Source organism: Microbacterium sp. 70-16, assembly GCF_001898315.1.
In the GTDB taxonomy this organism is placed as follows: Bacteria; Actinomycetota; Actinomycetes; order Actinomycetales; family Microbacteriaceae; genus Microbacterium.
The window spans coordinates 414,891-426,926 of record NZ_MKTQ01000014.1; the positions used below are offsets into that span (position 1 = coordinate 414,891).

Below are 12,036 nucleotides of genomic sequence, written 5' to 3' on the forward strand. Positions count from 1 at the left end.
GCCGGGCGACGCAGCGGATGCCTCGTAGACTGACTGCACCAGGGCCTTTAGCTCAGCTGGTAGAGCGCCACGTTTACACCGTGGATGTCGTCGGTTCGATCCCGGCAGGGCCCACTTCAGGCGGAACGTCGGATGCCCGACGCAGCCGCATGGCGCCGATGAACCCGAGCACGAGGAACACGGCCGCGACCAGCAGCGCCCAGCGCGTCGCGTCAGCGAAGCCCGCCGACAGCGCGTCGACCGCGGCGGCCGTCTGGTCGCCGAGCGAGCTGTGCGTGCCCTCGGCGCGCAGCTGGGTGATCGTGGTGCCGGCCGACTGCCGCGTGGCATCCGCCAGTGTCGTCGCCGAGTCGCCCGTGAGCCCGGCGGCGCTGAGCGCACTCGGCAGCGTCAGCGCGAGGGAGATCGACAGCGCCGCGCCGGCGAACGCCGTGCCGAGAGCCGAGCCGATCTGCCGCACCGTGCTCTGCGTGGCGGATGCCTGGCCCGAGACCTCGACGGGGATGTCGCGCAGCACCGTCCCGGTCAGTTGCGCCGACGCGAGGCCGAGCCCGAGTCCGTACACGGTGAGCGGGATCGCGACGAGCCAGCCGGGGGTCGCCGGTCCGATCAGGAGGGCGAGGACGACGACGCCGAGCACCTCGAGGCCCAGGCCGATGAGCACGGTGCCGGGCGAGCCGAACCGGGCGGCGAGGTGACGGGCGGCGGCGCCCGAGAGGAACGCGCCGACGGCCATCGCCGCGAGCACGAGGCCCGCGCCCATGACATCCATGCCGAGTGCGTTGATGAGATACAGCGGCAGCACGAAGATGATCGCGAACTCGCCCACCGCCACCATCGCCGCCGTGAGGTTTCCCCACGAGAACGTGCGGAACGAGAACAGGCCGAGGTCGAGCAGCGCCGCCCGCCGCGCCCTCTCGCGGTGCCGCTCCCAGACCACGAAGAGGACGAGAGCGACGACGGCGATCGCGAATGCGACCGGCACGGCCGAGATCGCAGCGTCGGCCGGCCACACCCACCCGAACATCGCGAGGTCGGTCTTCGGCTTCCACCAGCCGAGATCCGGCCCTTCGATGACGGCGAAGACGAGGGCGCCGAACCCGATGGCGCTCAGCAGTGCCCCGTCGACGTCGACGCCCGGACGCTTCTTCACACCGCGGGTCTCGGGCACGGTGATCAGCGCCGCGACGAACACGATGACGCCCAGCGGCAGGTTCACGAGGAAGATCCAGTGCCACGACGTCCACTGCGTGAGGGCACCACCCGCAAGCGGACCGATCGCGGCCGCGCCCGAGATGACGGCGCCCCACACGCCGAACGCCGCCGCGCGATACCGCCCGCGGAAGACGGCGTTCACGGTCGACAGCGTCGACGGCATGATGAACGCGGCGCCGATCGCCTGCACGGCACGCGCGGCGATCAACATGTCGGCCGCCGATGACGCCGCTGCCAGCAGGCTCCCCACGACGAAGATGGCGAGACCCGCGAGGAACAGGCGCTTGCGACCCCACCGGTCGGCGAGGTTGCCCGTCGACAGCAGCAGGGCCGCGAGCAGCACGGCGTAGAGGCTGTTGACCCACTGCGCGTCGGTGAGGTCGAGACCCAGGTCGCCGATGATGGCGGGCAGCGCCACACCGACGATCGTGCCGTCGAGCACGATGAGCCCGAGTCCGATCGACAGGACGGCGAGGGCCCACCATTCGCGGCGGGTCGGCGCGGGGGCCTCGGAGGCGGCGCCGGGAGTTGTCGTCACGAGCGGCTTTCCTTTCGCGGGTGGTGCACGGTCAGATCAGTCCGGTCTCCTGCGCGACGCGGATCGCGCGCGAGCGCCCGTCGACGCACAGTTTGCCGAAGATGTGCACGAGGTGGCTCTTGACCGTCGCTTCGGTGACGAAGAGGGTGCGGGCGATCTCTCGGTTCGTCGCTCCCGTCGCGAGCAGGCGCAGCACGTCGCGCTCGCGGTCGGTGAGCTTGGGCAGCGGGCTGCGCATGCCCTTCAGCACGCGTGCCGCGAGGTCGGGTGCGAGGACCGTCTCGCCGGCGGCCGCCCGCGTGATCCCCTCGATGATCGCGTCGGGTATCACTTCCTTGAGCAGGTAGCCCGCTGCGCCCGCCTCGATCGCACCGAGGATCTCGGCATCGCGGTCGTAGGTCGTGAGGATGAGCACGGCAGGGGCAGGGTCGAGCGCGCGCAGCGCCGCCGTCGTCTGGATGCCATCAAGACCGTCGCCCAGACGCAGGTCGCACAGCACGACATCCGGGTGAAAGTGGGACGCGAGCGTCAGCGCTTCCTCGCCCGTGGCGGCTTCGCCGACGACGCGCACGGTGTCGGTCGCGTCGAGCACGGCCCGCAGGCCGCTGCGCACGACGGGGTGATCGTCGACGAGGAGCACTGTGGTGGTCATCGTGTCTCCTCAGGTGTGCCGGGCGCGACGCTCGGCGACGGATCGGGGTGGATCGGCAGCGACACCGACAGTGCGGTGCCCTCGCCGGGTGCGGTCTCGATGTCGAGTCCGCCGCCGAGCTCACGCAGGCGCGTGCGCATGAAGCGCAACCCGTAGCTCGACGCCGCGTCGGCGCTGTGCTCCCACGCGGCCAGGTCGAAGCCGACGCCGTCGTCGATGATGTCGAGCCGCACGGTGTCGTCGGCGTCGATGAGGCTCATCACGATGCGGGATGCCCGGGCGTGCAGTCGCACGTTGGCAAGCGCCGACTGCGCCGTGCGCAGCAGGGCCACCTCGACGGGTGTCGGCAGCGCCGGAAGCGAGCCGTCGACGTGCAGCTCCGCGGCCAGGCCGGCTTCCTCGCGCGTGCGCTCCAGCATCCGCTCCAGTGCATCCGCCAGCGCATCGTTCTCGAGCTCTGCGGGGGCGAGCTCGGCGATGATCCGTCGGACGTCGACGAGGCTGTCACCCGCGAGCGCCTCGACCTGGGCGAGCGTCCGCGCGGCATCCACGTCGGTCGTACGTCCTGCCCCCGCGTGCGCGAGGAGGCGCACCGACGAGATCGCCTGGGCGATCGTGTCGTGGATGTCGCGCGAGATGCGCGTGCGCTCGGCGATCGCGCCGGAGTGCCGCTGCGCCAGCGCGAGCTCGTCCTGCAGCTGCGCCATCTCGGTCTGTGCTCGCCTGAGCGAAGTGACGAGGCGTTCCCGTTCCGCGGCGTCGCGCAGCAGCTGCAGGTAGCCGCGCGAGATGCCGAAGGTGAAGACGCCGCCGATCAGCGGCCCGAACACGTTGGCGTAGCTCGTCGTGCCGTGGTGCGCGACCGGTGCGACGACCACGACGACGAGCACCAGGGCAGAGAACAGCAGCCCCCACCGCAGGGGCAGCAGGTGCCCCGCGAGCAGCCAGAGCAGGAACGCGACCCAGATGAACTCCGCCGAGACGGCGACGGTGACGACCCAGATCGCGGCGAATCCCACGAGCCACCACGCCGCGAGGGCGCGCGAGTGGGTCTTCGACGGCAGCACGGTGCCGGCCGTGTGCCACACGAGGATCGCGATGCCGCAGGCGATCGCCGCGGGCATCCCGACACCATCGCCGACCGCGCGGGCCACACCGATCGTGGTGAGGACGAGCGCGATGAGGTGCTGACCGACCTCCATCGCCCGCACGGTCGCGCCGGCGACGGCCGAGCTGGCCGGCTCAGTGCGCGTCAGCGGCAATCGGACGAGACTCATGCGTCGATTCTCCCTGCGAGGCGGTCGGCTTTCCCGGCCACCAGATCCGATCTCCGACGATAGTGAAGATCGCGGGCACGATCACGGTGCGCACGACCAGCGTGTCGACCAGCACGCCGACGCCGACGATGAGCCCGAGCTGGCCGAGCACGACCAGGGGCAGCACGCCGAGCGCGGCGAAGACAGCGGCGAGCACGATGCCGGCGCTCGTTATCACAGCACCCGTGTGAGTCACAGCCTCGACCATGCCGGCGGCGGTGCCTCGGCGTGCGGACTCGGCATGGGCACGGTGCACGAGGAAGATCGTGTAGTCGATGCCGAGTGCGACGAGGAACAGGAACGCGAGGATCGGCACCTGCAGATCGAGCGCCGGCTGGTCGAGCAGCACGCGGCTCAGCCACGCTCCCGCGCCGATCGCGGCGACCGCGCTGGCGAGGTTCACGAGCAGCAGCAGCACCGGCGCGGCGGGCGAGCGCAGCAGGAACACCAGCACGAAGAAGCTCAGCGCCAGCACGAGCGGGGCGATCAGCAGCAGGTCGTGCTCGCTGCCCGCGCGCGCGTCGACATCCGTCGCGACGGCACCGCCGACGAGGGCATCTGCTCCGTCGATCCGATGCACGGCCGCACGCAACTCATCGGTCTGCGCGAGGCTCGCCTCGGTGCCCGGCGAGTACTCGCTCGTCACCATGATCTTCGTCAGCGTGCCGTCTGCGGTCTGCCCGGCCGGATGTGCCCGCACGACGCCTTCCACGTCACCGGCGGCGGTGGTGACGGCATCCGCTTCCGCGGTGTCGGTGATGATCCAGATCGGCTGTGCCTCACCCGCCGGGAAGTGCGCCGACAGCGTTTCGAGACCCGTCGCCGACTCGGACTGCACGCGGAACTTCTCGAGTTGATCCAGGCCCACGGAGGTGCCGAACAGGCCGGCCGCCATGACGGCGAGCAGGGCGACGCCACCCAGCAGGCTCACGACGGGGCGTGCCGACACGCGAGCCGCGATCGAACGCCAGACTCCCCGCTGACGGCGCTGCTCCCCCGGGCGCGGGACGAACGGCCAGAACACCCGGCGGCCGCACACGGCGAGAAGCGGCGGCAGCACGAACAGCACCGCGAGCAGTGCGATCACCAGCCCGATCGCGGCAGGCACGCCGAGGCCCCGGGTCGACGGGATGACCGCGAGCAGCAGCGTCAGAAGAGACAGGACGACCGTGACGTTCGACGCGAGGATCGCCGGGACGGTCTTTCGCCACGCGCGGGCGAGCGCCGCACGGTCATCGTCTGTGCGTCGCAGCTCTTCGCGGTAGCGGGAGATCAGCAGGAGCGCGTAGTTCGTGCCGGCGCCGAAAACCAGCACGCTCACGATGCCGGCATCGAACTGCAGGTTCCACAGCGACCCCGCGGCCGCCGTGACACGTCCGGCGAGCCCGTCGGCGAGGGCGACGACGACGAGGGGGATCAGCCACAGCACCGGCGAGCGGTAGGTGACGATCAGCAGGATCGCCACGATCAGGATCGTGACCAGCAGAAGCGTGAAGTCGGCGCCCTCGAACGCGTTCGCGACATCCACACCGAACGCGGGGCCGCCCGTCACCTGCAGCACGAGTCCCGCGGGGGCATCCGTCGCGATTTCGGTCCGCAGGTCTGCGATGGTCGCCGCCGTCTGTGCCGTGTCGTCGCCGACGGCGATCGGGGTGACGATCACGGCGGCCTCGCCGTCGTCGCTCACGAGGGGGCCGGACGGCTCATCGGCTGTCTGCGCCCCGATCGCGGGCAGCATTCCGGTGAGCGCGTCGACGTCGGATGCCGAGAGCGTGGCGCCGTCGCTGCGCGTCGCGACGATCAGAACCGACTGACGGTCGGCGTCGGGGAACTGCGCCAGCAGGTCGCTCACCTGCGTCGACTCGGCGCCCACGGGCGCCTGCCCTGTGCGCCCGGGCGCCTTCGCGCTGCCGAAGATGCCGAACAGCACCACCATCGCGAGCAGCGCGATGACGAGGGTGAACCAGGCGCCGCGTCGCGACGTCATGCGATCAGAGAAGCGCGTGTGAACCGAAGAATCTGCCATACCTACGACTTCACCAGCGCACGCCCCGGAGGACATCGCAAGCACGATGGAACTGAATGTCAACCATTCGGACGATGTGTACGCGCCCGCTCCGACGCAGAGGCACGACGGGCATCCGATCCCCGCCGAAGTGACTAGGCTGATTCGGGATGCGTTGTTCGCGCTGTACAAAGCCGCGCGCATCCAGAAGCCCTATCCCTGGCATGATCTGCCAGACGACGAAAGGTGTCCCGTGACGGTCAACGATCAGGATCCGTACTCCCAGGGGCCGCAGGACAGCGACCCGGACGAGACCTCGGAATGGCAGGAGTCGCTGCAGCAGCTCGTCGACAGCAAGGGGGCGGGCCGCGGTCGCGAGATCATGTTGAGCCTGCTCAACAAGTCGCACGAACTGCAGCTGAACGTGCCGCAGGTTCCGGTCACGGACTACATCAACACGATCGCGCCCGAGAACGAGCCGGCCTTCCCCGGTGATGAAGAGCTCGAGCGCCGCTACCGCCGCTGGATCCGCTGGAACGCGGCCCTCACGGTGCACCGCGCGCAGCGCCCCGGCATCGGTGTCGGCGGCCACATCTCCACGTACGCGTCGTCCGCGTCGCTGTACGAAGTCGGCTTCAACCACTTCTTCCGCGGGCTGGATGACCCGAACGGTGGCGACCAGGTCTTCATCCAGGGTCACGCCTCCCCCGGCATCTACGCGCGCTCGTTCCTCGAGGGGCGACTGTCCGCCGACCAGCTGGACGGCTTCCGCCAGGAGAAGTCGAAGGCTCCCCTGGGCATCCCGTCGTACCCGCACCCGCGCCTCATGCCGGAGTACTGGCAGTTCCCGACGGTGTCGATGGGTCTCGGCCCGATCAACGCCGTGTACCAGGCGATGACCAACAAGTACCTCACCAACCGCGGGATCAAGGACCTCTCGAACTCGCACGTGTGGGCGTTCCTCGGCGACGGCGAGATGGACGAGGTCGAATCGCGCGGTCAGCTTCAGGTCGCCGCCAACGAGGGCCTGGACAACCTGACGTTCGTCGTCAACTGCAACCTGCAGCGCCTGGACGGCCCGGTCCGCGGCAACGGCAAGATCATCCAGGAGCTCGAGGCGTTCTTCCGCGGTGCCGGCTGGAACGTCATCAAGGTCGTCTGGGGCCGCGGATGGGACGAGCTGCTCGGTCGCGATACCGACGGTGCGCTCGTGCGCCTCATGAACACGACGCCGGACGGCGACTTCCAGACGTACCGCGCCGAGGACGGCAAGTTCATCCGCGACCACTTCTTCGGTCGCGACGAGCGCACCGCCGAGATGGTCAAGGACCTCTCCGACGACTACATCTGGGGCGGCCTGCGCCGCGGTGGCCTGGACTACCAGAAGCTCTACGCCGCCTACAAGGCCGCGACCGAGCACAAGGGTCAGCCCACCGTCATCCTCGCCAAGACGATCAAGGGCTACGGCCTCGGTCACCACTTCGAGGGCCGCAACGCGACCCACCAGATGAAGAAGATGACGCTCGAGGACCTCAAGCACTTCCGCGACTCGATGCGCATCCCGGTGACCGACGCGCAGCTCGAAGAGAACCCCTACCAGCCGCCGTACTTCCACCCCGGCGCCGAGGACGAGACCATCCAGTACATGGTCGAGCGTCGTCGCGCACTCGGTGGGTTCCTGCCCGAGCGCCGCACCCACCACGTGCCGATCACCCTCCCCGACGACAGCGCCTACGCACTGCCGAAGAAGGGCTCGGGCACGCAGGAGATCGCCACCACGATGGCGTTCGTGCGACTGCTCAAGGACTTGCTGCGTTCGAAGGACTTCGGCAACCGGATCGTGCCGATCATCCCCGACGAGGCGCGCACCTTCGGCATCGACGCGTTCTTCCCGACGGCGAAGATCTACAACCCGAACGGCCAGAACTACACGTCGGTCGACCGCGAGCTGCTCCTGGCGTACAAGGAGAGCCCGCAGGGCCAGATCATGCACGTCGGCATCAACGAGGCCGGCGCCGTCGCTGCGTTCACCAACGTCGGCACGTCGTACTCGACGCACGGCGAGCCGCTGATCCCGGTGTACATCTTCTACTCGATGTTCGGCTTCCAGCGCACGGGCGACGCCCAGTGGGCCGCGGGCGACCAGATGGCCCGCGGGTTCATCATGGGCGCGACGGCCGGTCGCACGACGCTGACCGGTGAGGGCCTGCAGCACGCCGACGGCCACTCGCACCTGCTCGCCTCGACGAACCCCGCGACGGTGTCGTACGACCCCGCCTACGGCTACGAGATCGCGCACATCGTCCGCTCGGGCCTGGACCGCATGTACGGCGGTAACCACCCCGACCCGAACGTCATGTACTACGTGACGCTCTACAACGAGCCGATCGTCCAGCCGGCCGAGCCGGAGAACGTGGATGCCGAGGGCATCGTCCGGGGCATCCACCGCATCTCGGAGGGCACCGGCGACGGTCACCGCGTCCAGCTGCTGGGCTCGGGTGTGGGTGTGCCGTGGGTGCTCGAGGCGCAGCAGCTGCTGCGCGATGACTGGGGCATCGCGGCGGACGTGTGGTCGGTCACGAGCTGGACCGAGCTGCGCCGCGACGGCCTCGCCGCCGACGAGCACAACTTCCTGCACCCGCTCGACGAGCCGCGCACCGCGTACCTGACCGAGAAGCTGCGTGACAGCCGCGGTCCGGTCGTCGCGGTGAGCGACTTCATGCACGCCGTGCAGGACCAGATCCGCCCGTGGGTTCCGCAGCGCTTCGTCACGCTCGGTGCCGACGGCTTCGGCTTCTCCGACACGCGTGCCGCGGCACGACGCTTCTTCAAGATCGACGGCCCGTCGATCGTGGTGCGCGCGCTGCAGGCGCTCGCGGAGGAAGGTCTCGTCGACCGTTCGCTGTCTGCCCAGGCGATCGAGAAGTACCGCCTGCACGACGTGACGGCCGGCACCACCGGCAACGCCGGCGGAGAGAGCTGACCGCTTCGATGCCCGCCCGCCCCACACCCGAGGAGAAGGCCGAGACCCTCGCCTGGTTGCGGCGGATCTCCGGCGACCTCGCGACGGCCACGATCAAGCGACTCGAGGATTCGCTGCCGTGGTACGCCGACATGCCGCCGGCGCGCCGCTCGGCCGTCGGACTCGTGGCGCAGGCGGGCATCACGTCGTTCATCCAGTGGTACGACGACCCGTCGTCGACCGCATGGATCGCCGCGGATGTGTTTGCGGCCGCTCCCCGCGAGCTGCTGCGCAGCGTCAGCCTGACCCAGACGCTGCAGCTCGTGCGGGTGACCGTCGCGGTCACTGAGGAACGCATCGCGGGCCGCGGTGAAGACCTGCGCGAGAGCATCCTGCTGTACTCGCGCGAGATCGCGTTCGCCTCGGCCGACGTCTACGCGCGTGCGGCCGAGGCGCGGGGGCTGTGGGATGCCCGCCTCGAGGCCCTCGTCGTCGACTCGATCCTCACCGGTGAGGCCGACGGCGAGCTGCCCAGCCGCATCGCGGCCCTGGGCTGGCACGGTCACGGCGAGGTCGCAGTACTCGTGGGCACGACTCCCCCGCAGTTCGACGTCGACCAACTGCGCCGCCTCGCGCGCAAGATGGGCGTCGACGTCCTGATCGGGGTGCAGGGCTCGCGGCTCGTGCTCGTGATCGGGCGCGCCGACGCGCCGACCGGCGACGCGGCATCCGAACTGTCCTTCCCCGAGATCGCCCGGCGACTCGAGCCCGGCTTCGGCAGCGGCCACCTCGTGCTGGGCCCGCCTGTGCCGGCCCTCGTCGACGCCGGGGTCAGTGCCCGCGCCGCGCTGGCCGGTTTCGCGGTGGCCGGCGCCTGGCGCAACGCGCCGCGGCCTGTCGAGGCCGACGATCTGCTGCCCGAGCGGGCTCTCGCCGGCGACAGCGCTGCGAAAGCGACGCTCGTCGAGCGCATCTACCGTCCGTTGCAGGCGCACTCGTCCGACCTCGTCACGACGCTGTGGAGCTATCTCGACAACGGCCGGTCGCTGGAGGCGACGGCGCGCGAGCTGTTCGTGCACCCGAACACGGTCCGCTACCGCCTGAAGCGCGTCTCGGACGTCATCGGGTGGGATGCCACGGGCCCGCGCGAAGCGCTCATCCTGCAGACGGCCCTGATCATCGGCTCGATCGGCACGGAGGTCACGCGGCGCCGCTCCGTCGGCGCCCGACGCCCCTCGTGACGCCACCGGCCACGGGCCGTATTGTGAGACACACACAAGGCTTTCCGCGGTTCTTGTGACATGACCCCCAGCACGCGCGGGGAGATCTTGGGAGGATAGAGCAGTGATCATCACCGTCTTCCCCGGACAGGGTTCGCAGACGCCTGGCTTCCTCGAGCCGTGGCTCGCCTTGGACGGCGCCCGCGAGAAGCTCGAGCAGTACTCGCAGGACAGTGGTGTCGACCTCGTCGCCGCCGGCACCGAGTGGGATGCCGACCGCATCCGCGACACGCAGGTCGCCCAGCCGCTCATCGTCGCGGCAAGTCTGCTCTCCTACACTGCCCTGACGGATGCCGCGGGCACCCGCCCCGCGGGCGTCGCCGGGCACTCGGTCGGCGAGATCGCCGCACTCGTCGCCGCCGGCGTGCTCACCGGCGCCGACGGCATGCGCCTGGTCGGCATCCGCGGCCGCGCGATGGCCGAGGCCGCCGCGATCGAGCAGACCGGCATGAGCGCGATCCTCGGCGGCGACCGCGACGCCGTCCTGGCGCGCCTCGAAGAGCTCGATCTCACGCCCGCGAACCACAACGGCGCCGGCCAGATCGTCGCCGCAGGCGCCCTGCCCGCGCTCGCTGAGCTCGCCGCCACCCCGGTGCCCGCGAGCCGCGTCATCTCGCTGCAGGTCGCCGGCGCCTTCCACACCCGCTTCATGGCACCCGCCGTCGAGACGCTGCGCGCGGCCGCGGCGGATGTCACGGCATCCGACCCCGCTCTCACCCTGTGGACGAACCACGACGGGTCGACGGTCGAGTCCGGCAGCGCCGCCCTTGATCTGCTCGTCGCGCAGGTCGCCTCACCGGTGCGCTGGGACCTGTGCATGCAGTCCTTCGCCGACCTCGGCGTCACCGGCATCATCGAACTCGCTCCCGCCGGCACCCTCGTGGGGCTGGCCAAGCGCGCCCTGCGGGGCGTGCCCACCGTCGCGGTCAAGACGCCCGACGACCTCGCGGCTGCCGCCGCCCTGCTGACAGGAGAAGGCGCATGACCGCCGCGCTCACCCAGTCCACCGGCCCGGCCCACACGCGCATCTACGCGTACGGCGCCGCCCGCGGCGAGAACGCCGTGCCCAACGACGACCTCGTGGGCCCGATCGACTCGAGTGACGAGTGGATCCGCCAGCGCACCGGCATCATCACGCGCATGCGCGCGAACGCGGAGACGACGGCGATCGATCTCGCCTCGGATGCCGCCGCTGAAGCCATCTCACGTTCGGGCGTCGACCCCGAGCTGATCGACGCCGTCATCGTCGCGACGATCTCGAACCCGAAGCAGACCCCGTCGGTCTCGGCGATCGTCGCCGACCGCGTCGGCGCCAACCCCGCCGCCGCGTACGACGTCAACGCCGCGTGCGCCGGCTTCGCCTACGGCGTCGCGCAGGCCGACGCCCTCGTCCGCGCGGGCGCCGCGCGCTACGCCGTCGTGGTGGGTGCCGAGAAGCTCAGCGACATCGTCGACCCGACCGACCGCTCGATCTCGTTCCTGCTCGGTGACGGTGCCGGCGCCGCGGTCGTCGGGCCGAGCGACTTCCCCGGAATCGGCCCCACGGTGTGGGGCTCGGACGGCTCGAAGGCGGATGCCGTCGCGATGAACCACACGCTCGTCGAGTTCCGCGACGGGCTCGCGCCCTGGCCGACGCTTCGCCAGGAGGGTCCGACGGTCTTCCGGTGGGCCGTGTGGGAGATGGTCAAGGTCGCCCGCCAGGCGCTCGAGGCGGCCGGCATCGAGGCATCCGATCTCGCCGCATTCGTGCCGCACCAGGCCAACATGCGCATCATCGACGAGTTCGCCAAGCAGCTGAAGCTGCCCGAGAGCGTCGTCATCGGCCGCGACATCGAGACGACCGGCAACACGTCGGCCGCATCGATTCCGCTGGCCACGCACCGCCTGCTCGAAGAGCACCCCGAGCTCAGCGGCGGGCTGGCCCTGCAGATCGGGTTCGGCGCGGGACTCGTGTTCGGCGCCCAGGTCGTCGTCCTCCCGTGACCGGCGAAGGCCCGCACCTAGACTGATCACCGACCCTGTCGGGTCGTCACCACCCGAGAATCACTCTCAGAAAACAAGGAGAAAC

Annotated in this window: 8 protein-coding genes and 1 tRNA gene; 5 read left to right on the forward strand and 4 right to left on the reverse strand. The window is 70.3% G+C overall.

Features of this window, described 5'->3' with window-relative positions; genetic code table 11:
- Nucleotides 1-41: 41 nt before the first annotated feature.
- Nucleotides 42-114: transfer RNA gene (locus BGO46_RS06930), tRNA-Val, on the forward strand.
- On the opposite strand, the gene BGO46_RS06935 is transcribed toward BGO46_RS06930, so the two are convergent.
- The 4 genes from BGO46_RS06935 to BGO46_RS06950 form a co-directional block, all read right to left on the reverse strand.
- On the reverse strand, nucleotides 74-1,681 hold the full coding sequence (locus BGO46_RS06935) for a DHA2 family efflux MFS transporter permease subunit (RefSeq protein ID WP_292676512.1): 1,608 nt from the start codon (nucleotides 1,679-1,681) through the stop codon (nucleotides 74-76). The two genes, BGO46_RS06930 and BGO46_RS06935, sit on opposite strands and share 41 nt — an antisense overlap.
- Before the next feature lie 103 nt (nucleotides 1,682-1,784).
- On the reverse strand, nucleotides 1,785-2,405 hold the full coding sequence (locus BGO46_RS06940; RefSeq protein WP_292676469.1) for a response regulator transcription factor: 621 nt from the start codon (nucleotides 2,403-2,405) through the stop codon (nucleotides 1,785-1,787).
- Nucleotides 2,402-3,682: a sensor histidine kinase gene (locus BGO46_RS06945; protein WP_292676467.1), complete on the reverse strand. Its 1,281-nt coding sequence runs from the start codon at nucleotides 3,680-3,682 to the stop codon at nucleotides 2,402-2,404. Before BGO46_RS06945 ends, BGO46_RS06940 begins: the two co-directional genes overlap by 4 nt.
- Entirely contained in the window at nucleotides 3,648-5,708 is a 2,061-nt protein-coding gene (locus tag BGO46_RS06950) for an MMPL family transporter (protein WP_292676465.1), read from the reverse strand. Before BGO46_RS06950 ends, BGO46_RS06945 begins: the two co-directional genes overlap by 35 nt.
- A 271-nt stretch (nucleotides 5,709-5,979) precedes the next feature.
- On the opposite strand from BGO46_RS06950, the gene aceE reads away from it, so the two are divergent.
- The 4 genes from aceE to BGO46_RS06970 all read left to right on the forward strand — a co-directional run bounded on the left by aceE (nucleotide 5,980) and on the right by BGO46_RS06970 (nucleotide 11,951).
- Nucleotides 5,980-8,709 (forward strand): pyruvate dehydrogenase (acetyl-transferring), homodimeric type, encoded by a 2,730-nt coding sequence (aceE, locus tag BGO46_RS06955; protein WP_292676463.1) that lies wholly within the window; start codon nucleotides 5,980-5,982, stop codon nucleotides 8,707-8,709.
- An 8-nt stretch (nucleotides 8,710-8,717) separates the two neighbouring features.
- On the forward strand, nucleotides 8,718-9,929 hold the full coding sequence (locus BGO46_RS06960; protein WP_292676461.1) for a PucR family transcriptional regulator: 1,212 nt from the start codon (nucleotides 8,718-8,720) through the stop codon (nucleotides 9,927-9,929).
- 103 nt (nucleotides 9,930-10,032) lie between these two features.
- Nucleotides 10,033-10,953, forward strand: coding sequence for an ACP S-malonyltransferase (locus BGO46_RS06965; protein WP_292676459.1), 921 nt, complete (start codon nucleotides 10,033-10,035; stop codon nucleotides 10,951-10,953).
- Nucleotides 10,950-11,951: a beta-ketoacyl-ACP synthase III gene (locus tag BGO46_RS06970; RefSeq protein ID WP_292676457.1), complete on the forward strand. Its 1,002-nt coding sequence runs from the start codon at nucleotides 10,950-10,952 to the stop codon at nucleotides 11,949-11,951. The genes BGO46_RS06965 and BGO46_RS06970 overlap by 4 nt, the downstream gene beginning before the upstream one ends.
- The last annotated feature ends 85 nt before the right edge of the window (nucleotides 11,952-12,036 follow it).

Coding starts and splice junctions, on each gene's coding strand:
- BGO46_RS06945 (WP_292676467.1), bottom strand. CDS start 3,682: ATGAGTCTCGTCCGATTGCCGCTGACGCGCACTGAGCCGGCCAGCTCG.
- BGO46_RS06950 (WP_292676465.1), bottom strand. CDS start 5,708: ATGACGTCGCGACGCGGCGCCTGGTTCACCCTCGTCATCGCGCTGCTC.
- BGO46_RS06960 (WP_292676461.1), top strand. CDS start 8,718: ATGCCCGCCCGCCCCACACCCGAGGAGAAGGCCGAGACCCTCGCCTGG.
- BGO46_RS06940 (WP_292676469.1), bottom strand. CDS start 2,405: ATGACCACCACAGTGCTCCTCGTCGACGATCACCCCGTCGTGCGCAGC.
- BGO46_RS06970 (WP_292676457.1), top strand. CDS start 10,950: ATGACCGCCGCGCTCACCCAGTCCACCGGCCCGGCCCACACGCGCATC.